This window comes from Solicola gregarius, from assembly GCF_025790165.1.
In the GTDB taxonomy this organism is placed as follows: domain Bacteria; phylum Actinomycetota; class Actinomycetes; order Propionibacteriales; family Nocardioidaceae; genus Solicola; species Solicola gregarius.
The window spans coordinates 3,601,248-3,627,318 of sequence record NZ_CP094970.1 but is presented as its reverse complement, the minus strand read 5'-3'; the positions used below and the strand labels follow the sequence as shown (position 1 = coordinate 3,627,318).

General features: G+C 68.9%; 18 protein-coding genes. 3 read left to right on the top strand and 15 right to left on the bottom strand.

From position 1 onward, the window contains the following. Positions 1–31 precede the first annotated feature (31 nt). The 9 genes from L0C25_RS17830 to L0C25_RS17790 form a co-directional block, all read right to left on the bottom strand. Entirely contained in the window at positions 32–1,723 is a 1,692-nt protein-coding gene (locus tag L0C25_RS17830; protein WP_271636855.1) for a sulfatase family protein, read from the bottom strand. A 161-nt stretch (positions 1,724–1,884) separates the two neighbouring features. Beyond that, positions 1,885–3,477, bottom strand: coding sequence for a sulfatase family protein (locus L0C25_RS17825; protein ID WP_271633060.1), 1,593 nt, complete (start codon positions 3,475–3,477; stop codon positions 1,885–1,887). Between the two features lie 187 nt (positions 3,478–3,664). Next, positions 3,665–5,281: a sulfatase family protein gene (locus L0C25_RS17820; RefSeq protein ID WP_271633059.1), complete on the bottom strand. Its 1,617-nt coding sequence runs from the start codon at positions 5,279–5,281 to the stop codon at positions 3,665–3,667. A gap of 137 nt (positions 5,282–5,418) precedes the next feature. Beyond that, positions 5,419–5,844: an acyl-CoA thioesterase gene (locus L0C25_RS17815; RefSeq protein WP_271633058.1), complete on the bottom strand. Its 426-nt coding sequence runs from the start codon at positions 5,842–5,844 to the stop codon at positions 5,419–5,421. Positions 5,845–5,959: 115 nt separating this feature from the next. Beyond that, positions 5,960–9,562, bottom strand: coding sequence for a chromosome segregation protein SMC (smc, locus tag L0C25_RS17810; RefSeq protein WP_271633056.1), 3,603 nt, complete (start codon positions 9,560–9,562; stop codon positions 5,960–5,962). A 163-nt stretch (positions 9,563–9,725) separates the two neighbouring features. Further along, a complete protein-coding gene (locus L0C25_RS17805) occupies positions 9,726–9,917 on the bottom strand; it encodes a hypothetical protein (RefSeq protein WP_271633055.1) in 192 nt (63 codons plus the stop codon). A gap of 137 nt (positions 9,918–10,054) precedes the next feature. After that, positions 10,055–12,925 (bottom strand): leucine--tRNA ligase, encoded by a 2,871-nt coding sequence (leuS, locus tag L0C25_RS17800; RefSeq protein ID WP_271633054.1) that lies wholly within the window; start codon positions 12,923–12,925, stop codon positions 10,055–10,057. 282 nt (positions 12,926–13,207) lie between these two features. Further along, positions 13,208–13,474, bottom strand: coding sequence for a hypothetical protein (locus L0C25_RS17795; protein ID WP_271633053.1), 267 nt, complete (start codon positions 13,472–13,474; stop codon positions 13,208–13,210). A 22-nt stretch (positions 13,475–13,496) separates the two neighbouring features. After that, positions 13,497–15,194 carry a sodium:solute symporter family protein gene (locus L0C25_RS17790; RefSeq protein WP_271636854.1) on the bottom strand — a complete coding sequence of 566 codons (1,698 nt, stop codon included), beginning with the start codon at positions 15,192–15,194 and terminating at the stop codon, positions 13,497–13,499. Positions 15,195–15,325: 131 nt separating this feature from the next. Here L0C25_RS17790 and L0C25_RS17785 point away from each other — a divergent pair, with 131 nt between their 5' ends. Further along, positions 15,326–16,441, top strand: a complete 1,116-nt coding sequence (locus L0C25_RS17785; RefSeq protein ID WP_271633051.1) for a PQQ-dependent sugar dehydrogenase — start codon at positions 15,326–15,328, stop codon at positions 16,439–16,441. A 93-nt stretch (positions 16,442–16,534) separates the two neighbouring features. Further along, a complete protein-coding gene (locus tag L0C25_RS17780) occupies positions 16,535–17,554 on the top strand; it encodes a hypothetical protein (protein WP_271633050.1) in 1,020 nt (339 codons plus the stop codon). A gap of 85 nt (positions 17,555–17,639) precedes the next feature. Here the strand turns inward: L0C25_RS17780 and L0C25_RS17775 are convergent, their stop codons facing one another. Next, positions 17,640–18,323: a potassium channel family protein gene (locus L0C25_RS17775; protein WP_271633049.1), complete on the bottom strand. Its 684-nt coding sequence runs from the start codon at positions 18,321–18,323 to the stop codon at positions 17,640–17,642. Then, a complete protein-coding gene (locus L0C25_RS17770) occupies positions 18,316–19,668 on the bottom strand; it encodes a TrkH family potassium uptake protein (protein WP_271636853.1) in 1,353 nt (450 codons plus the stop codon). Before L0C25_RS17770 ends, L0C25_RS17775 begins: the two co-directional genes overlap by 8 nt. 131 nt (positions 19,669–19,799) lie before the next feature. Between L0C25_RS17770 and L0C25_RS17765 the strand changes: the two genes are divergently transcribed. Then, on the top strand, positions 19,800–20,810 hold the full coding sequence (locus L0C25_RS17765; RefSeq protein WP_271633048.1) for a hypothetical protein: 1,011 nt from the start codon (positions 19,800–19,802) through the stop codon (positions 20,808–20,810). A 32-nt stretch (positions 20,811–20,842) separates the two neighbouring features. On the opposite strand, the gene L0C25_RS17760 is transcribed toward L0C25_RS17765, so the two are convergent. Genes L0C25_RS17760 through L0C25_RS17745 form a run of 4 tightly spaced genes read right to left on the bottom strand, consistent with a single transcriptional unit; the run spans position 20,843 to position 26,065 of the window. Continuing rightward, entirely contained in the window at positions 20,843–22,633 is a 1,791-nt protein-coding gene (locus L0C25_RS17760; protein WP_271633047.1) for an ABC transporter ATP-binding protein, read from the bottom strand. After that, positions 22,630–24,351: an ABC transporter ATP-binding protein gene (locus L0C25_RS17755; protein ID WP_271633046.1), complete on the bottom strand. Its 1,722-nt coding sequence runs from the start codon at positions 24,349–24,351 to the stop codon at positions 22,630–22,632. Before L0C25_RS17755 ends, L0C25_RS17760 begins: the two co-directional genes overlap by 4 nt. After that, complete coding sequence (locus L0C25_RS17750; protein ID WP_271633045.1) at positions 24,348–25,202, bottom strand: siderophore-interacting protein; 855 nt, start codon at positions 25,200–25,202, stop codon at positions 24,348–24,350. The genes L0C25_RS17755 and L0C25_RS17750 overlap by 4 nt, the downstream gene beginning before the upstream one ends. Continuing rightward, on the bottom strand, positions 25,199–26,065 hold the full coding sequence (locus tag L0C25_RS17745; protein ID WP_271633044.1) for an ABC transporter ATP-binding protein: 867 nt from the start codon (positions 26,063–26,065) through the stop codon (positions 25,199–25,201). Before L0C25_RS17745 ends, L0C25_RS17750 begins: the two co-directional genes overlap by 4 nt. Positions 26,066–26,071 lie beyond the last annotated feature (6 nt).

The window sequence follows — 26,071 nt, the reverse complement described above, 5'->3', positions numbered from 1 at the left end:
CCAACCCTAGGCCGTGCTGCTCGCGGCGCCGTCACTCGGACGTCTTCCACGGTTCACGGCACACGGCGCCCTCGCAGTCGCGGAGGCGATCGAGCATCCGAGCCATCGTCTTACTCACCCGCCGATAGCGTGCGTCACCGATGACGTTGTTGTTCTCGTGCGGATCGGCCGAGATGTCGAACAGCTGCCGGGTGTGTCGACGGTCGTTGTACGAGCCGTAGAACGCCCCGGGCATGCGCACGCCGATGCCGTAGTGCAGCTTGCCCTGCAGCTTGCCGGCGTCGGTGAGGATCGGACGACGCCACGGCTTCGCCTTACCTGTCGCACTCTTGAGCATCGAGGCACCGTCGACGTTGGCGCCGACGCGGGCGTCGGCCATATCGGCGATGGTCGGCGCGAAGTCGATCGTCGAGAATGCCTGCTCGCGCTTGATCCCCGGCTCGATGCCCGGCCCACGGACTATCGTCGGTGTGCGCAAGGACGGCTCGTACGGCAGCTTCTTGCCGATGCGCTGACGGAACTCACCAAGGAAGAACCCGTTGTCAGACGTGAAGATGACGTAGGTGTTGTCGAGCTCGCCGCTCGCCTCGAGCGCGCCCATCACGCGCTTGACGGCGGTGTCGACGGTCGCGAGAGACTCCGCACGCTGCCGACGTACGTCGGTGATCGCGCCCTGCTGCCGCGGCGAGATCGGGGTCTTACCGCTCACCGCACTCGGCTGACCGGCATTGCACGGCTCACCCGGCACGCCGCCCGGAGTGGTGATGCGGTCGTCGTACTTGCCACGCATCGAGCCCAGCCGCGCGGGGGTCTTGAGGCCCGGATCGTCGGGCTCGTGCGGACCGCCGGTGTGCGGAGCGGTGAAAGAGAGGTTGAAGTAGAACGGCGCGCTCTTGGCCGCGAGCTCGGAGACCATCGCGGACCCCATCTCGCCGTAGGCAGACGTCTGATAGCGCCCCGTGAGATCGATCGTGCCCTTGCCGTTGTCGCTGAGCCGCGTCTTGCGGTAGTTGTACGTGCCGTTGCCGAGACTGGCGCGCCACTCGTCCCACCCTGGTGGCACGTACGAGCCCGGCCGCGACGCACTCGGCTCCGCATAACCGTTGATGTACTTGCCGAGGAAGGCGTTCGTGTAGCCCGCCTTCTGCAGCCATACCGGAAGCGTGTTGCTGTCATCGAGCTGGTCGAACGACGACCTCGGCGACATGTTGGTGCGCACACCCGTGTTGTGGGAGTACTTGCCCGTGAGGAACGACGCCCGTGCCGGCCCACACAACGGGATGGGCGAGAACGAGTTCACGAAGTCGACACCCTGCGCCTTGATCAGGCTGCGGGTATGACGCATCCACGGGCCGTTCAGCTCGTCGGCACGCATGTCGTCGACCATGAACACGACGATGTTCGGCTGCTCGCCCGAGGGGCCGGGCTCGGCGACCGGGGCCGGCCGCGCCTTGCCCGTCGGTTGCCCGCCGGCCGTGGCGCCACCGTCGCGAGGGGCGGGACGCCAGAGCTCGAACAACCGGCCGAGGTCGTACTCGAGCGCCGGCGTGCGCTTCCACGGAGCGTTGCACGGGTTAGCGCGCTCGCGGGTGTCCGGAAGCGGCTGCCGCTCCTTGGTTGGCACGTGGGCGGGCGAGCTGGGGGTCACGAGGAGCGACGAGAGCGTCGCGGCCGGGAGCAGTGCACCCACCACCGCGCTCTTCAGAATCCGCCGCCGAACCATCGACACTGCCGAACCACCTCCGGGTCGTGCGTCGGAGGCCGCTCGTGCCGGTGCGGCCGCGCCCCCGTGATCTGGACTTCTCACAGGTACTGACGTACAGGGACCCGGCTAGGTTGCCAACTCACGACGTCAGATATGCGATACGTCGCGCGGAGTGCTACCTAGCGGACGTACTTCTTGATCGGTTTGCGGCACGCCGCACCGGAGCAGTGCCAGCGGTGATGCAGTGCGCTGCGCAGGCGCTTCTCGGTGAACCGGTAGTGCCTGCTGCCGGCGAGGTTGTGCAGCTCGTGCGGGTCGCGGTTCAGGTCGTACAGCTCGCGTTTGCGTCCTCTCGTGCGGTACTCCGCGTACAGGAACCCCTTGACCCGGATGCCCTGGCCGAGCGCCTTCTTGCCTCGCCGCGCGCCGGTGTTGGTGAGGATCGGTCGGCGCCATCCGCGATCGCCCTTGCGAGCGACGTCGAGCATCGACATGCCGTCGACCTTGGCGCGTACCTTCGCCTTCGCCATGTCGGCGATCGTGGATGCGAAGTCGATCGACGTGAACGGGTCCTTGCGTACGCCCCCGCGCGGGATGCCCGGGCCACGGATCGCCAGCGGCGTCGCAAGCGAGGCGTCGTACGGCAACGTCTTGCCCTGCACCCGGCGGGCCTCACCGAGTAGATAACCGTTGTCGGACGTGAAGATCACGTACGTGTTGTCGAGCTCGCCCGTGCGGCGGAGCGTCCCCATCAGCCGCTTGACCTGCTGGTCGACGGTCGACCCCGCCTCGGCGCGTTGGCGGTACGCACTGCGCGCCGAGTTTCGGGCCCGTTTGGTGAGCGCCGGCTTCTTGCTCACGACCGCGGGCTTGCGCCGGTTGCCCGGCTCGCCATCGGGGTCGGGCAGGCGACGGGTCTGCCGATCGAACTTGCCGATCGACTTGATGGCGCGGGCGGGCGACTTCACACCCTTCCGATCGTCGGGCTCGCGTGGCCCACCGTGGTGCGGAGCGGTGAACGACAGGTTGAAGAAGAACGGCTTCTTGCGCGCGGCGTACCGCTTGATGATGCTGGAGCCGATGCGGCCGTACTGGGTGGTCTGGTACTTGCCGGCCAGAGACTGACGCTTGCCGTTACGGTTCAGGTGCGTGTTGTAGTAGTTGTACGTGCCGTGGTTGTCGAGCGAGGCGCGCCAATCGCTCCATCCCGGGGGTACGTACCGCTCCGACGGACGGCCGTTGCGGCGGTTCTGACGCCCGTAGCCGTTGATGTACTTGCCGAGGTAGGCCGTGTTGTACCCCGACTTGCGCAACCAAACGGGCAGCGTGTTGCGATCGCGGAACGACCGGAAGCCGTACGGGTCCTTGACGCCGCGGACGCGATGGTTCTGGACGTACTTTCCGCTCAGGAACGACGCCCGCGCCGGCGCGCACAGAGGCGTGGGGGCGAACGAGTTCTGGAACGTCACGCCCTGGCGAGCGATGAGCTTGCGGGTGCGACGCATCCACTTGTCACCGAGCTCGTCCTGGCGCATGTCGTCGGTCATGATCCAGACGATGTTTGGTCGGCGAGAGCCCATGCCGCCCAGGCCGTCGACGCCGACGGTCTTGCTTGCGTGGAGGCGCATCCCCTCGAGCAGCTTGCCGCTCGAGGTCGGATCCGGGCTCGGGGCGGGCGCGGCGGCGCCGGCATCGCTCAGCAGCGAGCCCGTCATCGTCACGGCCAGGGCCGTAACGCCGAGCGAGACCGCTCGTTGTCCATTCCGACGCATGCACATTCTCCGGTTGGTGTTCCGACGCGCGGCATGCGTCGGGCGGTCACCACGACGCATGCCAAGAGGTCCGGGCCTGAGCGGCCCAAGGGAAGGCTGCCTGAGCAGCCTGCTCAGTCTCTCATAGCGGCCCAAACGGGTGTAAATCCGCGTCACGGCCGCTCGTACGCGAGGATCACCGCCGCACTCAGCGACACTCCCGGCCACGACAGTCACGCAGAGCGCGGTACGCCGTGCGCATCCGCTTGGTCGCCTTTCGATACCGCTCGCGGTCGACCACGTTGTGGTTCTGCTGTGGATCGGCCGCGATGTCGAACAGCTCCTCCGTCACTCGCGGATCCCGGTAGCGCGCGTACATCAGCCCCCGTGCGCGAACTCCGCGGCCATACCACGGCTCGCCTTCGTACGGACCCGCGTCGGTCAGGATCGCGCGGCGCCACTTCGACTCCCCGCTTCTGGCGGCCGACAGCAGCGACGCACCGTCTACCCGGCCGTGCTTCTTGACCCTTGCCATCGCGGCGATCGTCGGCGCGAAGTCGATGCTCGTGAACGGCGCGCGGGGACGTACCCCGCGGGAGATGCCGGGTCCCCGGACCAGGGTCGGCGTGCGAAGGGCCGGCTCGTAGGAGAGCCGCTTTCCGGCACGCTGGCGGAACTCCCCGAGGAAGAAGCCATTGTCGGACGTGAAGATCACGTACGTGTTGGAGAGCTCGCCCGACCGGCGCAGGGCACCCATGACCCTGCGAACCTGGGCATCGACGGTCACCAGCGACTGCGCGCGCTGCTGGCGAAGCTCGACGATCTTGCGTTGCACTGCTGGACCGATGCGCGGCAGATCGGTGACCGCACTCGGCTTGCTTCGGTTACACGGCTCGCCACGTACGCCTTGCGGGCGGACGATCCGGTCCTCGTAGAGATGCCGGTTCTTCGGCAGCCGCGCGGGCGTACGCAACCCGGGCGGGTCGTCCGGCTCCCGCGGGCCGCCGACGTGCGGGGCACTGAACGAGAGCGTCATGAAGAACGGCCTCTTGCGCTTCGCGAACCGGGAGACCAACCGCGCACCACGCTCGCCGTACGCCTTCGTCTGGAACTGACCGTCGAGGTCGATGACGCCGTGGCCGTTGCGGCTGAGCTTGGTGCTCCGGGCCTGCTGGGTCGTCTTGCCGAGCGACGCGTTCCAGTGGTCCCACCCGGGCGGCACGTACGTCGGGTCGGCGTAGCCGTTGATGTACTTGCCGAGAAAGGCGGTGGTGTAGTCACCCTTGGACCCGTCGCGGTCCAGCCAGGTCGCGACCGTGTTGCCGTCGTGGAGGCGACGGAACGCGGAGGGCTTCGTGTTGTCGCGTACGCCGTGGTTGTGGCTGTACTTGCCGGTCAGGAACGACGCGCGGGCCGGGCCGCACAACGGGTACGGCGCGAAGGAGTTCCGGAACGTCGCGCCGCGCTTGCCGATCAGGTTCCGGGTGTGCTTCATCCACGGACCGCGGATCTCGTCGGCCCGCATGTCGTCGACCATGATGGTGAGGATATTCGGCCGGCGCGACGCCGCGGGACCACCGGTGGTCGGCGCCGTACGCCCGAGGCTGTGGGCACCCGCTGACGGCTTGGTCGAGTGCGCGGGCCAACGCCGGTCGCACGGATCTGCCGCGACCTGCGGGGTCTGCAGCTCGGTTCCCGCCGCGGCGCGAGACGGCCCTTTGGCGGCAGTTCCGGCCGGCTGCGCGACACCGCTCGCGCTCGCGACGAGCGCCGCAGCGACGACCGGCGCGGTCGTCGTGAGCCGCCGGGTTCGAGTGAATGACATGTCGTGACACCTCCAGTACCGCAATGCACAAGGCACGACGCGTCACGAAGTCGACGTGGGTACCCCATGCCGCGTCGATGTTCCCCTCGGCCGGAGTGCAAGCCCCGGCGCGGTCTCCAGCATCGCACGCGACGGCGTCAGAGCCGACCGACCGCGCGGCGGATGACGTCCGGCACCGGCGTCACCGAGCGCGACGCGGACTCGACGTACACGTGCACGAACCGGCCGACGGCGGCGGGAGCCGGGTCGGGGTCCTGAAAGATCGCGAGCCGGTAGACGATGCTGGAGGTGCCGAGCCGATCGACCGCGATGCCGACACGTACGTCTCCCGGGAACCGCAGCTCGCGTCGGAACCGACAGCTCGTCTCGGCCACGATCCCGACCGCGTCGAGGCGTCGGATGTCGGTGCCGGCCGCGTCGATCAGGTAGCCGTTCACGGCGGTGTCGAAGTACGAGTAGTACGTGACGTTGTTGACGTGGCCGTAGACGTCCTCGTCCATCCACCGAGTGGTGATCGTACGAACGGCCGGAAAGTCGCCGAGCCGAAGGTCCTCGTCATCCACCCCGTCACGCTGAGGAGAGGATTCTGGCCCCGTGACGAGGGGTTTCTGGCCGCCCGAAGCGGGTCGGGATTCTCTCGTCACGGGGCCAGAATCCTCTCCTCAGCGTGAATAGGAACTAGGAGGCGGCCTGTGCCTCGCGGATGCGCTGGCTGATGACGGCCGAGACCCCGTCGCCGCGCATCGAGACGCCGTACAGCGCGTCGGCGACCTCCATGGTGCGCTTCTGGTGCGTGATGACGACCAGCTGGGAGTTCTCGCGCAGCTCCTCGTAGATCTCCAGCAGCCGGCCGAGATTGACGTCGTCGAGCGCCGCCTCGACCTCGTCGAGGATGTAGAACGGGCTCGGGCGTGCCTTGAACAGCGATACCAGGAACGCGACGGCCACCAGCGAGCGTTCGCCACCCGACAGCAGCGACAGCCGCTTGACCTTCTTGCCCGCCGGCCTGGCCTCGACATCGATGCCGGTGGTGAGCATGTCCGACGGATCGGTCAGCACCAGCTTGCCCTCGCCGCCCGGGAACAGCCGGGAGAACACGCCCTCGAAAGCGGCCGCCGTGTCGTACCACGCATCGGTGAAGACCTGTTCGACGCGGGTGTCGACGTCGGCGACGATGTCGAGGAGGTCCTTACGCGTCTTGCGCAGATCTTCGAGCTGCTCGGTCAGGAACTTGTGCCGCTCCTCGAGCGCGGAGAACTCCTCGAGCGCGAGCGGGTTGACCTTGCCCAGCTGAGCCATCGCGCGTTCGGCGGACCGCAGGCGCTTTCGCTGCTGCTCGCGGTCGAACGGCATCGTCTCGACGACCGGCTCGGTGTCGTCGGTCGCCGGGTCCTCGGCCGACTCGTCGCCGTCGGCGGCTTCCGTCGCTTCGCCCTCCGGGTGGACCGGTATCGGAACCTCTGGACCGTACTCGCCGATCAGCGCCTCGACGTCGAGCCCGAGCTCGTCGATCGAACGCTGCTCGAGGGCCTCGATCCGCAGTCGCTGCTCCGCCCGCGCTATCTCGTCGCGGTGCACGGAGTCGGTGAGTCGCTCGAGCTCGGTGGTCAGCTCGCGCAGGCGGGTGCGTATGCCTGCCAGCTGTTCCTCGCGGACCGAGCGCGCATGCTGCACCTCGGCGCGAGCGTTCGCCGCGGCGTCGATCGACCGGTCGAGCCGGCCGAGCGCATCGTCGGTCGCGACCAACACCGCACGCGCGACCTCGGCCTCGCGAATGCGCTGTCGGCGTCGTTGTTCGGCACGCGCCTGGGCCTCGCGCTGCGCCTGTGCCGCGGCGAGCAAGGAGTCGGCGCGGCCGTGCAGGGCGCGGGCACGCTCCTCGGCCGTACGCAGGGCGAGCCGGCCCTCGGTCTCGGCGCCCCGCGCCCCCTTCGCCTGCTCGGCCAGCGACTCCAGCTCGGTCGTGTCGGGCTCCTCGTCGGGAGCCTGCTGCGCGTCGGAAAGGCGCTCCTCGAGCGTCGCGAGGGTGCGTACGTGCTCGTCGCGGTTCTGCTGTGCGTCCGCGATCGAGCGGTCGAGCCGATCGGCTTCTTCCCGCGCCGCCCGCGCTGTCGAACCGAACTGACCGAGCTTCTCGGCCACCGCCGCCATCGCGGCGTCGGACTCGTGCAAGCGGGCCAGGGCGACGTCAACGCGCCGCTGGGCCTCGCCCTGCCGGTCGGTCAGGCGGGACACCTCGAACGTCAGCCGCTCCACGGTGTGCCCCGCGTCGGTCAACTGCTCCGCGGCCTCGTCGACGGCCGCCTGCACCTCGAGCAGGCTCGGCGTGGACGAGGAGCCGCCGGCAGCGAAGTGCCGGCCCAGCAGGTCGCCGTCGCGGGTGACGGCGACGACGTCCGGGGCGGACTCGACCAGGCTCCGGGCGGCGTCGAGGTCGTCGACGACGGCGACCTGGGAAAGCGCATCGCGCAACGCCGGCAGCAGCGCCTCGGGCGCCTCGAGCGCGTCGATCGCGTACGTGGCGCCGCCGGGGAGAGCGGGCCAGTCGGAGCGGGGCGCCGCCGCGCCGCCGAGCAGCAGGCCCGCACGGCCGGAGTCGCTGCGTTTGAGCTCCGCGATCGCGCGCGCCGCGGTGGCGGGACCGTCGGCGACCACGGCGTCCGCGACGGGTCCGAGCGCGGACGCGACAGCGGTCTCGTACCCGTGTCGAACACTCACCGTCGCAGCGACCGAGCCGCCGATGCCGCCCACTCGCTCCGCGGCAGCGAGCAGCGCATCGGTGCCGTCCTTGCGGGTCAGACCCAGCTCGAGCGCCTCCTTACGCGCCGCCAGCGCGGCGCGGTCGCGCTCGGCGACCTGGGCGCGGTCGCGTACGTCGGTCAGCTCGGAGGTGAGCTGGTCGAACTCGGACTGTGCCGAGTCGTGCTCGGCGTCGAGCCCACTCTCTCCGGCGTCGAGGCCGGCGACCTGTGTCTCCAACGCGGCGAAGTCGTGCTCGGCCACCTCCGCGCGCGATGCCGCCTCGGCGCGGCTCTGGGTGATACGGCCGATCTCCTCCTCCGCGGCGCGCGCCCGGCTCTTCGCCGCGTTCACCTGACCGTGCAGGCGGGCCAGCCCTTCCCGGCGGTCCGCGGCCGCGCGTACGAGGCCGGCGATGCGCCGCTCCTCGGTGGTGTAGGCCTCCTCGGCAGTCGTACGTCGCTCGATCGCATCCTCGAGGGCGGCACCTGCGGCCGACACCTCCTGCGCGATCGCGTTCTCCTGCTCGCGGATCTGCGCCGCCTCGGTCTCCATCTGCTCGGGGTCGCGACCCTCGGGCAGGTCCTCGGCATCGTCGGCGGCGCGGCGTACGCGCTCGGTGGCGAGGCTCGCGGTGCCGCGGAACCGTTCGCGCAGACCGGAGAGCGAATACCAGGTGTCCTGCGCAGCCTGCAGGCGCGGCGCATCGGCTCGCAACTGGTCTTCGAGCGCGCCCTCGTCGTTGCGGGTCGCCGTCAGCGCCTTCTCCGCCGCGGCGCGGCGCTCCTTGATGGCCGTCTCGTCGGCCAGCTCGCTCTTCAGCTCCTCGCGGGCGGCCACGACCTCGTCGGCGAGCAGCCGTGCCCGCGCGTCGCGTACGTCGGCCTGGATGACCGCCGCCTTGCGGGCGACCTCCGCCTGGCGGCCGAGGGGCTTGAGCTGGCGGCGGATCTCGCTCAGCAGATCGCCGAGACGCGTCAGGTTGCCCTCCGTCGCGTCCAGCTTGCGAAGTGCCTTCTCCTTGCGCTTGCGGTGCTTGAGCACGCCCGCGGCCTCTTCGATGAAGCCGCGCCGCTCCTCCGGCGTCGCGCGCAGGATCGAGTCGAGCTGCCCCTGGCCGACGATCACGTGCATCTCGCGACCGATGCCGGAGTCGCTCAGCAGCTCCTGCACGTCGAGCAGCCGGCAGGACTGGCCGTTGATCGCGTACTCGGAGCCGCCGTTGCGGAACATCGTCCGCGCGATGGTGACCTCGGTGTAGTCGATCGGGAGCGCGCCGTCGCCGTTGTCGATGGTGAGCACGACCTCCGCGCGCCCAAGGGGCGGTCGACCGGAAGTACCCGCGAAGATGACGTCTTCCATCTTGCCGCCGCGCAACGACTTGACGCCCTGCTCGCCCATGACCCACGACAACGCGTCGACGACGTTGGACTTGCCGGAGCCGTTCGGGCCCACGACACACGTGATGCCGGGCTCGAGCTGGAGAGTGGTGGAGGAGGCGAACGACTTGAATCCGCGGAGCGTCAGGCTCTTCAGATACAACGCAGGCTCCTCGAGATGGCCGGTACGACGAGGGCGATGCTATCGGCCGACGGATGTCGGCGCGGCATCGGGGAAGTGGCCTGATGGCACCATACGTCGAAGGCGCGGCCGGGCGGCGACGCCGCGGCGCGTGTCGCGACTGCCCGGTGGGGCAGGCGTCGGATCAGCGCGAGACGGGCTCGAGCAGATCTTCGGGCGTCAGCGACTCGGAGATGCTGGCGTGGAGTGCGTCGTTCTCGTTCTTGAGCCGCATCACCTCGGTCTCGAGGTCACGGACACGGACGCGAAGACGGGCGTTCTCGCTGGTGAGCACGGGGTCGCTTTGCCCCACGTAGCCGAGAAGCGCTTTGGCCATGGTCGATCCATCCTCCGGTACGAGCGTGGGGTCGGGGCGGCGCGGCTGTCGGTACCGATCGGCAGGCTCCAGCATTCTGCGCCACCGTCCAATATCCCACTCGGAGCAACCTCGGGTCAAATCTCGCCCGTCGGCGCTCAGACGACGATGTTGACCAGGCTCGGCGCCCGGACGATCACCTTACGGATCTGCTGGCCGTCGACGTACCTCGCGACGTTCGGCTCCGCCAGCGCAAGCGCCCGCAGCTCGTCGTCACCGATCTGCGGGGAGACCTCGACCCGCCCGCGTACCTTGCCCTTCACCTGCACGACGCAAATGACCGTGTCTTCGACGAGGTACGCCGGGTCGGCCTGCGGGTACGCCTCATACGTGAGGGTGCCCCCGTGACCGAGACGCGACCACAGCTCCTCGCAGATGTGCGGCGCTATCGGCGCCAGCATCAGCACGAGCGGCTCGACCGCCGCCCGCGCGGTGCAGCCCGCCTTGGTCAGGTGGCTGGTGTACTCGATCAGCTTGGAGATGACGGTGTTCAGGTGCATGCGGTCCATGTCGGTACGCACGCCGTCGATCGTCTTGTGCAGTGCCCGCAGGGTCGCTTCGTCGAGGCCGTCGTGGTTCGACGCCGTGTCGGTGGCGATCGTCTCGCCCGTCGACTCGTCGACGACGAGGCGCCAGACGCGCTGCAGGAACCGCTGCGAGCCGATCACGGCCCGGGTCTCCCACGGACGCGAGTCGGCCAGCGGACCCATCGACATCTCGTACACGCGGAACGTATCGGCGCCGAACTCGTCGTACATGTCGTCGGGCGTGACGACGTTCTTCAGGCTCTTGCCCATCTTGCCGTACTCACGGTTGACGGACCCGCCGTCGAAGAAGTACGTGGTGTCGTGCTCGTCCGCCTTCTCGACCACCTCTTCCGCGGGCACGTACACACCGCGGTCGTCGGTGTACGCGTACGCCTGGATGTAGCCCTGGTTGAACAGCCGCTGGAACGGCTCCTCGCTCGACACGTGCCCGAGGTCGAAGAGCACCTTGTGCCAGAACCGCGCGTACAGCAGGTGCAGCACGGCGTGCTCGACGCCGCCGATGTAGAGGTCGACTCCCCCGGCGTCGCCGTCACGGCGCGGCCCCATCCAGTAGCGCTCGTTCTCGGGGTCGGCCAGCACGTCGGCGTTGTGCGGGTCGGTGTAGCGCAGCTCGTACCACGACGAGCCGGCCCAGTTGGGCATCGTGTTGGTCTCGCGCCGGTACGTCTTGGGCCCGTCGCCCAGATCGAGCTCGACGTTGACCCACTCGGGTACGCGCGCAAGCGGGGGCTCCGGCTCGGATGTCACGTCGTCGGGGTCGAACGTGCGTGGCGAGTAGTCGTCGACCTCGGGCAGGTCGACCGGGAGCAGCGAATCGGGCAACGCGATCGGCTGCTCGTGCTCGTCGTACACGACCGGGAACGGCTCACCCCAGTAGCGCTGGCGGCTGAACAGCCAGTCGCGCAGCCGATATGTCGTCGTGGCGGTGCCATGCCCGTGCTCGATGAGCCAGCCGGTGATGGCCTCGATCGCGGCGTCCTTGTCGAGCCCGTTGAGTGATACCGACTCGTTCGCCGAGTTGATCATCGCTCCGACGCCGGAGTACGCCTCACCGTCGAAGTCGTCCGGTGGCTGCACCGTCCGGATCACCGGCAGGTCGTACGTCTTCGCGAAGTCCCAGTCGCGCTGGTCCTCGCCAGGCACGCCCATCACCGCGCCCGTGCCGTAGCCCATCAGGACGTAGTCGGAGACGAAGACGGGCATCACCGTGCCGTTGGCGGGGTTGGTGGCGAACTCCCCCGTGAACACACCGGTCTTGGCGCGCTTCTCGTCCTGTCGCTCCGCGTCGGTCTTCGATGCCGCCGCAGTGCGGTACGCGTCGACCGCCGCGCGCGGGGAGTCGAAGCCGTTCGTCCAACCGGCGACAGTGCCCTCCGGCCATGCGTTCGGCACCAGTACGTCGACCATCGGATGCTCCGGCGACAGCACCATGAACGTCGTACCGAAGATGGTGTCGGGCCGGGTGGTGAAGACCTCGATCGACCGTGCCGAGTCGGCCGACTCCTCCACCGGGAATCGAATCCGAGCGCCGTGCGATCGGCCGATCCAGTTGCGCTGCATCAGCTTGACGCGGTCGGGCCAGTCGACGCGATCCAGATCGTCGATGAGCCGGTCGGCGTACGCGGTGATGCGCATGTTCCACTGCCGCAGGCTGCGCGTGTAGACGGGGAAGTTGCCGCGCTCGCTGCGCCCCTCGGACGTGACCTCTTCGTTGGCGAGCACCGTGCCTAGCCCGGGGCACCAGTTGACCGGGGTCTCGTCGATGTACGCGAGCCGGTGACCGGCCAGGACCTCCCGGCGCTCCCCCGTGCTGTGCTCCGACCACGGCCTGCCCGAGGGCGTCGCACGCTCACCGGATGCGAACTCGGCCTCGAGCTCGGCGATCGGGCGCGCCCGGTCGGCGGCGGTGTCGTACCAGGAGTTGAAGATCTGCAGGAAGATCCACTGCGTCCAGCGTACGAACTCGGGATCGATCGTCGCGAAGCTGCGCCGCTCGTCGTGCGCGAGGCCGAGCCGGTTCAGCTGCCGCCGCATGGTGACGATGTTCTGCTCGGTCGTCTTGCGCGGATGCGCACCCGTCTGCACGGCGTACTGCTCGGCGGGCAGGCCGAACGCGTCGTATCCCAGTGCGTGCAGGACGTTCTTGCCGAGCATCCGCTGATGTCGACCGATGACGTCGGTCGCGATGTAGCCGAGCGGATGGCCGACGTGGAGGCCCGCACCGGAGGGGTACGGGAACATGTCCATGATGAAGTACTTGTCGCGCTGCCAGACATCGCCGTCGCCCGCGAGGTCACCGACGGGGTTGGGTGAGTTGAAGACGCCGTCGTCGTGCCAACGCCGCTGCCAGCGCGCCTCGATGTCGGCGGCGAGCGCGCTGTCGTAACGGTGTGGCACCGGGTTGCTGTCGTCGACAGTCACTGCGTTCTCTCCTGGGCGTTCGGGACTCGACCTTCGATGCAGACCTTCTTCAGAAAAACAAAGGCCCCTCGATCACGAGGGGCTGCCGCACTGTCTGACTCGATCAGTGCGGCTAGGTAAGAAGGAGCACGTGTACCTGCACGGGGGCATCTTATCGCATCCCCCACCGACGCTGAGGAGAGACTTCCGGCCCACCGAGGAGAGACTTCCGGCCCACCGAGGAGAGAATTCCGGCCCTGCGTTGGGCACGGATCCTCTCCTCGGTGGGCCGGAAGTCTCTCGTCAGCGTTCGTCGGTGGTGGTCTCGGGCGGGATGACGATGGGACGCCACCAGGCCCACAGGGCCATCAGGATCGAGAGGGCGAGCATGCCGAGGCCCGCCCACAGGTTGACGTTCATGCCGTCGGCGCGGTCGAGCTCCGCATCGGTGGCATTGAAGAGTCCGAGGCAGATCAGCACGATCCCGTAGATCCCGATCAGGGCGCCGATGACCAGCCGGATGTCGAATGCGCCGGCGGTGCGGCTTCTGCGTGACTGCGTCGATGCCATGGTGGTCAGTCCCTTCGTACGCTCAGATGAACAGCAGGTTGAGGATGATCACGAGCACTAGCGCGACGCCCGCCAGCTTCACCGGCGACTGGTACCACGGTAGGTGCTCCTGGTCCGGGTCGGTCAAGGTCTCCTTCGGGGTCAACGAGTAGACCAGGCCGGTCAGCTCCGACTCGGCCCGTGGACGGGTGAAGAGCGTGACGAGGACGCTCACCACGATGTCGACGCCGAAGGCCGCGCCGGCCGCGACGAAGCTCGCACCCTGGCCGGTGAGGTCGAGTGCACCGGTGCTCAACGACCCGAGCATGTCCTCGCTGAGGATTCCGACCAGGACGGCCGCGAGGGTGCCGGAGACGAGGCCGCTCCAGCCCGCGGCCGCGCTCATCCGCTTCCAGAACATACCGAGGATGAACGTCGCGAACAGCGGCGCGTTGAAGAAGCCGAACAGCGTCTGCAGGTAGTCCATCAGGTTGTCGTAGCTGGACGCGATCGCGGCCGTGCCGATGGCGAGTACCGTCGCGGCGACGGTCGCGAGCCGGCCGATCAGGGTGTAATACGAGTCGCGCTGGTTGCGCACGATGTACTGCTGCCAGAGGTCGTAGCTGAAGACGGTGTTGAATGCCGAGATGTTGGCCGCCATGCCCGCCATGAAGGACGCGATCAGGCCCGCGATCGCGACGCCGAGCATGCCGTTGGGCAGGAGGTCGCGCATCAGGTAGAGGATCGCGTCGTTGTAGTCGACGTCGCCACCGCTGGAGGTGCCGGCCTTGAAGTCGGCGATCTCGGGCACGATGATCGCGGCGATCATGCCCGGCACCACGACGATGAACGGGATGAACATCTTCGGGTACGCGCCGATGATCGGCGAACGCCTCGCGGACGAGATCGAGTTCGACGCCATCGCGCGCTGTACCTCGACGAAGTTCGTCGTCCAGTAGCCGAAGCTGAGCACGAAGCCGAGTCCGAACACGATGCCGACGACCGACCAGAACGGGCTGTCGAAGCCGGTGAGACCGAGGCCCGGCCAGGACGACATCTGCTCGGAGCCGCCCGGGCTGTCCGACACGGCATCGGTCAGACCGTCCCAGCCGCCGATCTTGTGCAAGGCGACGATCGTCAGCGGCAACAGGGCCGCCACGATGATGAAGAACTGCAGCACCTCGTTGTAGATCGCCGCGGACAACCCACCGAGTGCGGTGTAGCTCAAGACGACCAACGCCGCGACCACGAGCGAGACCCACTGGTCCCAACCGAGCAGGGCCTCGACGATCGTGGCGAGCAGGTAGAGGTTGACGCCCGCGATGAGGATCTGCGCGAGAGCGAAGCTCAATGCATTGACGAGGTGGGCGCCGGTACCGAATCGCCGGCGCATGAACTCCGGCACGCTTCGTACGCCGGAGCCGTAGTAGAACGGCATCATCACGACGCCCAGGAACAGCATCGCCGGCACGGCGCCGATCCAGAAGTAGTGCATGGTCGCCATGCCGAACTGCGCGCCGTTCGCCGACATGCCCATGATCTCGACCGCGCCGAGGTTCGCAGAGATGAAGGCGAGCCCGGTCACCCAGGCGGGCAGCGAACGTCCCGAGAGGAAGAAGTCGATGCTCGTCGACACCCGGCGCTTCGCGGCATAGCCGATACCGAGCACGAAGACGAAGTACAGAGCGATGAGCGCGTAGTCGAAGAAATCGGTATCCAGGCGAAGCGATTCCTGTGCCAGCAACACGAGGTTGTCCCCTTCGGTCTCTCACGTCGGTTGCGAGGTGCACCGAATACCGTACGCCCGTCGCGGACGCTCCGCTCACCGGCACGCCGGTTGGCCTCGTACGCGAAGTCGGCGATCATCGAGGGGTGGTAGGACGTCGGCGTTTCCTCACCGGGCTCGGCGCCGTCGCGCTCACGGGCATGGCGGCATGCTCGGACGAGGAGGATCCCGCGACCGGCCCTCGGCGCCGGACGACGCCCGGCACCGAGTCGGGCCGTCCCACGCCGAGCGGCGGAACCCGCACTCCCGAGGTCGCCTCGACGATCGCGAGCGGACTCAACGTGCCGTGGTCGATCGTGTTCGAGCCGAGCGGCGACGCACTCGTCTCCGAACGCGACAACGCGCGGGTGCTCCGAATCTCGGCCGGGGGCCGCGTCCGTCCGCTCGGCGAGGTGCCAGACGTCGCCCCGAGCGAGGACTTCGGCGAGGGCGGCCTGCTCGGTCTCGCGCTCGATCCCGACGACGCCGGCACGCTGTTCGCGTACCACTCCACCGACTCCGACAACCGCGTTGTACGCATGCGCGTCAGCGGCAATCGCATCGGTCGACCGACACCCGTGCTGACGGGCATCCCGGTGAGCACGCACCACAACGGCGGACGGCTCGCGTTCGGCCCCGACGGCATGCTGTACGTGTCGACGGGCGACGCCGAGGAGTCCGAGCGAGCGCAAGACACCAACGACCTGGGCGGCAAGATCCTCCGCATCCGGCGCGACGGGCGCCCCGCGCCCGGCAACCCCTTCGACAACGAGGTGTGGACGTACGGGCACCGCAACATCGAAGGTCTCGCCTTCGATGCCGCGGATCGCCTGTGGGCAACGGAGTTCGGCGACGCATCGTACGACGAGCTGAATCTCATCGAACGGGGACAGAACTACGGCTGGCCCGAGGTCGAGGGCAAGGACGGTTCCGATTTCACCGACCCGCTGCAGGTCTGGGCTCCGGCGGAGTGCTCGCCTGCCGCGGTCGCGATCGCGGACGGCGTCGCATACATCGGGGCACTCCGAGGCGAGCGGCTCATCTCGGTGCCGCTGGCCGGCCGACGTACCGGCGAGCCGGCCGAGTGGTTCGATGGCGAGTACGGGCGCCTCCGGGGGGTCGCCGTAGCTCCCGATGGTGCGCTGTGGGTCAGTACGAGCAACACCGACGGTCGCGCCGACCCCGGACCGGAAGACGACCGGATTCTGCGGGTGACCGTGTGACGCTGCCGCTGGTTCGATAGTTCGGTTCGCACGACATTCCGGCCCCGCGAACCTACGATCGTGGATGAATCAGGGGCCAATCAAGGGGGCAGTATGAGGACTCGCATTGTCGGCATCGCGGCCATCGGAACACTCGCAGTCTGCGGCACGGCGCTCACGCCGCCCGCGACCGGCTCGAGCACACTGGCCGAGCGGGAGCACCGGGCGGAGAACACCGCGATCCAGCCCGGGTCGCTCGACAAGGGCAAGCGCCCACAGGCGTTGTACATGCAGGGGCGGCGGATCTACGACGGAAAGCGAGCGTTCAAGGTCCGCGGGCCGAAGGGTCTCAGCCTCGTCGGGAAGGGCGACGGCGGCTATCTTGCCGTCCGATACGGGATGTACGACGGACACCTGTGGCAGATCCGTCCACACCGCAAGGCCCGGCGGCTGGGCGGTGTCGCGCAGGCCGCGTACAACGGCGGCGACAGATACACCGTCAGCGACGACGGGAAGCGCCTTGCGATCACCGAACCCGAACGCACCGGAAAGGAGATGCTGTGGGTACGAGCGCTTCCTTCGGGCAAGCAGCTCCGCTTCCGCTGGAGGGTTGGCGGAACCCGCGCCGTCGCGTTCCCGAAGAACCGCGTGCTGCTCACGAACCTCGCCGAGACGTACTGGTACGCACCGAAGCAGAACAAGCGCACCTTCGTCACCGACAGCACCGCGGTACTCGCCGAACCAGGAGCGAATCGCATGGTCCTGTTGGGCAGCGAGCCCGGCGAGGACAACTTCCGGCTGGTCGCCTTCGACGAAACGTCCACCCTGCTCGCCGGCTGGAACAAGGGACGACCCCTCGTCACGTCACCGAACGGCAAACGGTTCCTCGCCAAGGTCGGCAAGCACAAGCTGCAGGTCCGCAGCCTCGACGACGGCGCCGTTGTACGCACCTTCTCGGCCGCCGGGCGGATCGACACCGCATCGGCCCGCTGGGAGTCCGGCCGCCGAGTGCTGTTCACCGCCAAGGGGCACAAGGTCGCGGCGAACGTGCGCTGCACGGTCGGCGGCGACTGCGTGCGTACGACCCGGCTGGTGAAGCGGCCCGGTCAGCTCGGCATCGACTGGCCGCAGTGACGTCTCCCGCCCCCGTGGGCCGGACGTTCGGGTGGCGGCACGCCGGCGTGTCGCACCCGAACGCCCCGCTCACGGTGGGGTCGGCTCAGGACGCGACAGTGACCGCGCAGAACTTCTCCACCTTGTGCGTCGAACCGGAGACGATCAGCTCGTCGCGTTGCCGGATCATCGTGTCGGCCTGCGCGTACGTGAAGTCCTGCGCCGGCCGCTTGATACCCACGACGGTCACGCCGTACCGGCTGCGCAGCGCCGACTCGGTGAGCGTCTTGTCGTAGGCCTCCTCCGGTGCCCGCGTACGCGCGATCGCGAATCCGTCGTCGAACTCCATGTAGTCGATCATCTGGCCGCTGACCATGTGCGCGACCCGCTCGCCCATGGCGCGTTCGGGGTAGACCACGTGACTCGCACCGACCCGCTTGAGGATCTTGCCGTGCTTGATGCTCACCGCCTTGGCCCACACCTCGCTCACGCCGAGTTCGACGAGCGTGAGAACGGTCAGCACGCTGGCCTCGATATCGCTGCCGATGCCGACGATCGCGCGCTCGAACTGATCGGCCCCGATCTGGCGCAAGGCCTCCTCGTCGGTGGTGTCGACCTGGACGGCGTGGGTCAGCTCGCTCGCCCACTTCTGCACCAGCTCGGCATCCTCGTCGACGGCGAGAACCTCGTGGCCGAGTCGGATCAGGGATGCGGCGGTCGCAGCGCCGAAGCGGCCGAGGCCGACGACGATGACGGGCGCGTCCGATGGCGCTTGTGCCTTCTTACCCAATGATCGGCCGCTCCTCCGGTAGCCGGTAGCGCGGGATGCGCTGCCTCATGGTGAGTGCAGAGGCCGCCGTGATCGTGCCCACACGTCCGACGAACATCAAGAGCATAAGCCCGACCTGAGCCGTGTACGGCAGGTCTCCGGTAATGCCCATCGACAGTCCGACGGTGCCGAACGCCGACGTACACTCGAACAGGACCGCCTCGAGGCTGAAGTCGGTGGCCAGCAGGACGAACAGCGTCGCGCCGGCGACGAGCATGACGGACAGCAGCGCGATCGCCACCGCCTGCCGTAGCGTCTGGGTGCCGATCCGGCGATGGCCGATCATCACGTCCGGATCCCCGCGGAGCTCGGCGAGGATCACGTACGCGAGCAGCAGGAACGTCGTGACCTTGATGCCGCCTGCCGTGCTCGCGCTACCGCCGCCGATGAACATCATGATGTCGGTGACGCCCTGCGTCTCGGGCCTGGCAACGGCGTAGTCGATGCTGTTGAAGCCGCCCGACCGGGGCATGATGCCCCCCTCGATGCCCGTCACGACCTTGTCCCACCAGCCGTGCGGACCGAGTGTCCCCGGGTTGTTCCACTCCAGCGCGAGAAAGGCGATGGTGCCTGCGACGAACAGAGCGATGGACCCCCACACCGTGAGCCGGGTGTGGATCGTCCACTTCGCGGGCCGTCGCCAGCTCTTGAACAGCTCGGCCATGACCGGGAAGCCGACCGCGCCCGCGAAGACGCCGATACAGAGCGGGAAGATCAACCACGCGTCGCCGAGGTAGCCCACGAGACTATCGCTGTTCAACGAGAAGCCGGCGTTGTTGAACGCCATCACCGAGTGGAACGACGCGTACCACGCCGACGTACCCCAGTCGTCGAAGTACGCGATACGAAAACGGATCGCCAGCACGATCGCGATGACGATCTCGAACGAGAACATCGTGACCGCGACCCGTCGCAGCAGCGGCCACACCTCGCCGAGATTGACGATGTGCATCTCGGCCTGCGCCATCAGCCGCGTACGAAGCCCGAGCCGGCCGCCGACCAACAGGCCCAGAACCGTTGCGAGGGTCATGATGCCGAACCCGCCGATCTGGACGAGCACCATCAACACGACCTGGCCGAACGGGGTCCAGAACTCGGCGGTGTCCACTGTGGTGAGACCTGTGACCGTCACGGCCGACGTGGACGCGAACAGCGCCGGCATCACGACCTCGTCGCTGTCCCCCGTACGAGAGATCGGCAGCATCAAGATGAGACCGCCGACGACGATCCCGACAACGAAGGCGAGCGGCAACAGCCGCACGGGATGCATGACGGTCGCAACGAGGGAGCGACGACTCCAGACCATGGCCACCCGCTGACGCTATCGCGGTCGATCAAGGTATCCGCGCATCTTCCGCGCGAAACCCTCGGCAGCGGGACCCGTCTGGCCTCCGCGGGGGTAGAACGCACCGGATGCGGTGCACGACGATCGCGGTCATGTCAGCTCGAGCATCGGACGATCTGCCGGTCGCGCCCAGGTGGCGAACGACCCGGCGCGTCGCCGGGTACGCCGCCGCCACGACGATGTCCTGTTACCTCGTCGTCAAGGCGGTGTGGGTCTTCGCCGGGTTGGCCGACGGGAGCCCGTCCGGCTCAGGTATGAGCACCAGCGAGTGGATCACGCTGAACGTCGCCTCGATCGTGATGTCGGCAACGGGCGCGGCGCTCGGCATCGCCATCGCGCAGCCCTGGGGCAACCTGCTGCCCGCCGGGCCGGTGGTGTTCTTCGCGTGGATCGGTTCTGGTCTGCTCGTACCGATGATTCCCTACATGCTCGCCGCGGCGGCGCTGTCGGCGACCTCGCTCGACGACTCGGCCCACGAGTCCGCCGCCTCGTCCAGCGCCTCGATCCCGGGTTGGGAGTCGATCCTGCTCAACGTCGGGTTCGCGGGGATGGCGCTCGGGCTGGCGGTCGGACTGCCGATCTACCTGCGCGAGCGGTGGCCATCCGCATTCGTCGCCACTGCGCCCCCCGCATCGGCTCGGAACGCGGCGCGGCAGCGGTCCGTCGTACTCCTCGCACTCCTGCTCCCCGCTGTCGTCGGTATCGCAACCGCGTTCTGGGCGACTGCCGGATCGGGCCCGGGCGTGTCCGCCGCGTATCGCGATGGGCCCGACGCACGGTTGCTGGACGCCAACACGGCGGGGTGGTCCCTCCTCGGAGCCTTCACGGTCTGGCGCCTGATCGCGCGACCGCAAGCGCACGCGGCCGCGAAGCGCGTGATCGCATTCGTGGTCTCGGGTCACCTGTTCGGTTGGAGCGCCTGGCGGCTTGCCGCACTCGCGTTCGGGCCCGACTCGTTCGAGCCCACACGTGCAGTCGGCGTCGCCGTTGTCGAGTACGCCGCCTCTATCGCGGCGGGCGTCGCAATGCTCGCGGTCGTGCTCCGAAGCTGCGTTCGGTCACGGGAGCTCCACCCCGCCCGTGAGCCCGACGCCGCACGCTGACCCGCGACACGTTCGACGTCGTCGTGCCGGCCTCAGGACGGGGTGGTGACGGATACGTCACCCGACGATGCGTGCCACGCGTCCCACAACCGGGCGAACGCAGCCCCGCGCTCGATCAGCTCGGCGGGCGGGCCGAACTCGACGACCCGTCCGCCCTCGAGCACGGCGACCCGGTCGGCGGCGAGGGCCTGCGTCAGACGGTGCGCCACGACGATGGACGTACGCCCCGCGACGACCCCGTCGGCCGCGCACTCCAGCTCGTAGGCGCCCGTGCTGCCGGCCTCGGCGGTCGCCTCGTCGAGGATCACGATCGGACGATCGGCAAGTACCAGCCGCGCGAGCGCAACCTGTTGGGCACGCGCCGCGGTCAGGGGATGGGCGTTCTCGCCGACGACGGTCGACAACCCGTCGGGGAGCGCATCGACCCAGGACAGCGCACCGACGGAGTCGAGAGCCGCTCGGAGGTCGTCATCGCCGGCATCGGGCGCCGCGAGACGGAGGTCTTCACGAAGGGGTCCGTAGAACACGTGGACGTCCTGGCTCACCATCGCAACCCACTCGCGCGCGCCCGCCTCGCCGAGCTGTCGGGTCGAGACCCCCGCGACGCGTACGTCTCCCGCGTCGGGCATGAACCGGCCGGCGATCACGGAGGCGAGTGTCGTCTTCCCCGCACCGCTCGCACCGACCAGCGCGAGCCGCTCACCGGGCTCGACGGCGAGCGAGACGTCGTCGAGGATCACCGGGCCGTCGTCGTAGCGGTACGTGAGCGACTCGACCCGTACCGACGGAGACCCCGTCACCTGTCCGGCATCGGGTGCGGCTGCCTCCGCCATCTCGATCACACCGACCAGCCGGGCGAGGCTCACACCCGCCGCCTGGACGTCGTCGAAGGTGACCATCAGCGTTCCGATCGGGCCGAACAGCCGATGGAACAGCAGCGCCGCGGTCGTCACCGCTCCGACCGACACGGCGTCATCGTCGACGAGTAGGAAGCCGACGCTGAGGAGGGCGGCCAACCCGACGAGTTCCGCGCGGTTCATCCACCCGGTGAACGTCGTGAGCAACCGAAAGGTGCGGAGTCGCAGGCCCATCGCGGCCTGGGACCTCGCCGCGATCGACGACACCATCGGGTCCTCGGCACGGTAGGCACGCAGGGTCTCGCTGCCGTCGAGCGCGCCGACCAGGGTCTGCGCCCGCTCGCCGACCGCGAGGCGCTCGCGCTCGTACAACGGCACTGCCCGCGGCACGTACCAGCGGGCGGCGAACGCGTAGATCGGAGCACACGCAAGGCCGGCGAGGCCGAGGCGCCAGTCCAGTCCGAACATCGACACAGCCGTGAGTCCGGTCGCGAGCGCCGCGCCCACGACCATCGGCAAGGTGTTGTTGATGGCCTGCGTGACGGTCGCGACGTCGTCGCCGACCCTCGTCAACAGGTCACCGCTGCCCGCCCGGTCGAGAACCGATGTGGGCAACCGCACTGCGCGCGCGACGACACGTTCGCGCAGCATCGCCAGCGTCCCCTCTCCGAGGCGTGCCATGTACACGTACCCGACGAGCAGGAACCCACCGGCGCCCACTCCCGCGACGCCGAGCACGACCACGGCCTTGACGATGTCGGAATGCGCTGCGTCGTCGATCGCCGCGTCGACCAGCCAGCCGAGGATCCACGGCGCCAACAGCCCACACACGTTGGAGAGTGCGAACGCGATGAGGGTGGTGGACGCGATGCCCGGGCGCGCGCGCAGATCCTGCGCGACCACCCGCCAGGTCGTACGCCGATCCGCGATCGGCAGCACCGGCCGCGTCGACTCGTCGCCGCTCATCGCGCGACTCGCGCCCGATAGGAGACGTGCTCGGCGAGCAGCTCGTCGTGTGCCCCTTCGGCAGCGACGGCGCCGCCGTCGATCACGACGACTCGATCGGCCGCCGCGAGCAGTGCCGGGCTGGCGGTCACGACCACGGTCGACCGCGCGTCCTGATCGGCGTGGCGTACGCGGGCGAGTCCCCCGGCGACGTTCGCCTCCGTCACCGCGTCGACGGCGGTCGTCGGATCATGCAGCACGAGCACACCCGGGTCGGCGAGCAGCGCCCGGGCGAGCGCGACCCGCTGCCGCTGACCGCCCGAAAGGTCCGAACCGCGCTCCGACAGAGCACGCTCCAGGCCGGCCGGATGCGACGCGACCACGTCGTCCGCACTCGTCGCGGCGAGCACGGCGTCGAGCGACGGCGCATCGACCGCCGCCGGGCCCAGGTGCAGGTTGTCGTCGAGCGTGCCCTCGAAGAGCGCGACATCGTGCGGTTCGACCAGCACGGCCGCACGTACGCTGTCGCGGCTCGCGGAGGTGACCGGTACGTCGCCGACGCGGACGACTCCCCCGCACTCACGTGGATCTGCCCGCCCGGCAAGTACGTCTACCAGCGCGTCGCCCTCGTGTGGGTCGAGTGCGACGACGCCGACCATCTCACCCGGACGAACGGTCAGATCGACGCCGGCCAGGGACCGGTACGACAGCGACTCGACGGTGACGCCCTGGCCGCTCGGAGCGACGCGCGTACCGTCGTCGGCCACGAGCGGCGAGCGGAGCACGCCGGCGACCCGGTCGGCCGACGCGCGAAAGGTCGCGATGTCCTCGGCTACGCCGCCGAGCATCCGGACGGGCTCGGACACGAACTGCGCCAGGCCGATCACGGTCACGAGCTCCCCGACGGAGATCCGGCCGTCAAGCGCGAACCAACCTGCCGTGCCCGCGACGGCTGCGAGGAACAGCCCGCTCGCGGTCTCGCTGACGCCCAGGAGCAGTCCTCGCCACCGGGCTGCCCACAGCGCCGCGCCGAGTGCCTCTTGACTGGACTGCTCGTACCGCCGCAGAGCCTGGCGTTCGGCGCCGATGCCGTGCAGCACGCGAACGCCTCGCACCAGGTCGGTAGCCATCGCCGTCGTACGCCCGATGGCCGCCTGCTGTTCGGCCGATCGGCGCGTCATCCAGGGCGCGAGAACCTGCAGGAGTACGACGATCGCGGGTACGCCGACGAGCACGCCGACGCCGAGCACGACGTCGATCCGCAGCAGCACGACCGCAGAGGTCGCGATCGCGACGAGCCCGCCTGCGCCGAACCCCGATAGCCGCAACGTCATGCCGGTCAGGTCGGCATCGGTCGACGCGACCGAGAGCAGCTCACCCGAGCGCAACGACATCCGTGCACCCCGCCCGTGCAGCACATGCTCGGCGATCAGAACGCGGAGCCGATGGCTCTCGCGCTGCACGGCGTAGAAGAGGACGCGCGCTCCGGTGCGGTACGCGAGCATCAGCACGGTGAACAGCGCGACCATGCCGGCGACCCCGATGCCGAGTGCCGACACGTCACGCGCGACGACCGCTTGGTCGATGATGAGGCCGATCGCGACCGGGACCATCGCCTCGCACAGCTGATGAAGTGACAGGCCGGCAACGCCCGCCACGACCCGGCGCCACTCCCGGCGGTACGCGCGCGCGATGAGCGCGCCCCCCGAGGCCGGCGCGGACACCGGTCCGGCGGTCACAGCCCGGCGGCGACCAACTGCCGGTCGACCTCGTCGGCAAGCTCTTCCTCGTCCTTGCCCGCCGCCTCACCGGCCTCGTAGATGGCCGCGAGATCGATGCCCGACTGCTCGAGCCGGCGGTTGAAGTCCTCCGAACGCGCCGTCCAGTAGCCGATGACGCTGTAGCTCGCCGGCGTGAGCCCGCGCTCGTGGCGCAGGTGGCGGCGTACGTCGCGCGTCGCGGCTGCCTCGCCTGCGACGAACGTGTATCCGTCACCGGCCGGCACGTCGGCGGTGCGCACGAGCTCTCCCAGCCGGCTCTCGCCGGCATTGTGGATCCACTCGACGCTGACGTTGTCGCGTACCGGAAGCTGCACCTCGTCGCGGGCGTCGGCGATCTCGATGCGGACCACGGTCGGGATCACGTCGGACCGCTCCTCGAGGATGCGCCCGATCGCCGGCACGGCGGTGATGTCGCCGAGGAGCAGCTGCCACGGCGCATTGGCGGGTCGGTCGTACCAGCTGCGGACCGACGAGATGCCGATGGCGTCGCCGGGACGCGCCCGGCGCGCCCACCGGGTCGCGAGGCCGACATCATGGCCGACGACGTCGATGGTGAGCTCGGCGCGCTCGGCGTCGAAACGACGCACGGTGTACCAGCGGCAGCGGGAGTAGTCGTGCCCGTTGTGCTCCGCGGGTACGTCTACCGAGCCGCTGGCATCGGGGATCACGAGGAGCGCTGCCTCGTCGGGCACGCCGCTGCTCTCCCAACGGTAGAGCGCATCGCCCCCCAGCACGATCCGCCGCAGGTGCGGTGTCAGCTGCTCACTGCTGCGTAGGGTCGTCTGGACGTACGAAAGCTCCCGGGTCATCGGGCGACTCCTTCGATGATCGAGGCGGCGGACGTATCGATGCCCGTCGGCCCCTCCTCGCGGCGAGTGCTGTGGTGGCGGCCGATCGGAACGACCATCGGAGTTCCAGAAACCGGGTCCGGAACCACCTGCGACGGCATCCCGAACACCGACTCGACGGTCTCCTCGTTCACGACGACGGCGGGTTCGCCTTCGCCGACGATCCGGCCGCCCTTCATCGCGATCAGGTGGTCGGCGTAGCGCGCCGCGAGGTTCAGGTCGTGCAGCACGATGACGATCGTCGTACCCCGCCGTCGGTTCAGGTCGGTGAGGACGTCGAGCACCTCGACCTGGTGGCTCACGTCGAGGAACGTCGTCGGTTCGTCGAGCAGCAGCAGATCGGTGTCCTGAGCGAGCGCCATCGCGATCCACACCCGCTGCCGCTGGCCGCCCGACAGCTCGTCGACGGACCGCGATGCGAGCTCCAAGGTGTCGGTCGCGAGGAGGGCCTGCGCCACTGCTTCGTCGTCCTCCTTGCCCCAGCTGCGGAACCAGCCCTGGTGGGGATAACGGCCGCGGCCGACCAGGTCGGACACCTTGATGCCTTCGGGTGACACCGGTGACTGCGGCAGCAGACCCAGCATCGTCGCGACGGTCTTGGTCGGCATCGAGTGGATGCTCTTGCCGTCGAGGAAGACCGTGCCCGACATCGGCGACAGCAGCCTGGCCAACCCACGCAGCAGCGTCGACTTGCCACAAGCGTTTGCGCCCACGATCACGGTCACCTTGCCCTGTGGGACGGCGACGCTCAGGTCGTGCACGACCGGCCGGCTGTCGTACGCCAGCGTCAGATCGCTTGCCTCGAGGGTGTGCTCGGTCGTCATCGGTCT

Coding starts and splice junctions, on each gene's coding strand:
- L0C25_RS17830 (WP_271636855.1), bottom strand. CDS start 1,723: ATGGTTCGGCGGCGGATTCTGAAGAGCGCGGTGGTGGGTGCACTGCTC.
- L0C25_RS17795 (WP_271633053.1), bottom strand. CDS start 13,474: ATGGCATCGACGCAGTCACGCAGAAGCCGCACCGCCGGCGCATTCGAC.
- L0C25_RS17805 (WP_271633055.1), bottom strand. CDS start 9,917: ATGGCCAAAGCGCTTCTCGGCTACGTGGGGCAAAGCGACCCCGTGCTC.
- L0C25_RS17770 (WP_271636853.1), bottom strand. CDS start 19,668: ATGGTCTGGAGTCGTCGCTCCCTCGTTGCGACCGTCATGCATCCCGTG.
- L0C25_RS17825 (WP_271633060.1), bottom strand. CDS start 3,477: ATGCGTCGGAATGGACAACGAGCGGTCTCGCTCGGCGTTACGGCCCTG.
- L0C25_RS17765 (WP_271633048.1), top strand. CDS start 19,800: ATGTCAGCTCGAGCATCGGACGATCTGCCGGTCGCGCCCAGGTGGCGA.
- L0C25_RS17820 (WP_271633059.1), bottom strand. CDS start 5,281: ATGTCATTCACTCGAACCCGGCGGCTCACGACGACCGCGCCGGTCGTC.
- L0C25_RS17745 (WP_271633044.1), bottom strand. CDS start 26,065: ATGACGACCGAGCACACCCTCGAGGCAAGCGATCTGACGCTGGCGTAC.
- L0C25_RS17760 (WP_271633047.1), bottom strand. CDS start 22,633: ATGAGCGGCGACGAGTCGACGCGGCCGGTGCTGCCGATCGCGGATCGG.
- L0C25_RS17780 (WP_271633050.1), top strand. CDS start 16,535: ATGAGGACTCGCATTGTCGGCATCGCGGCCATCGGAACACTCGCAGTC.
- L0C25_RS17750 (WP_271633045.1), bottom strand. CDS start 25,202: ATGACCCGGGAGCTTTCGTACGTCCAGACGACCCTACGCAGCAGTGAG.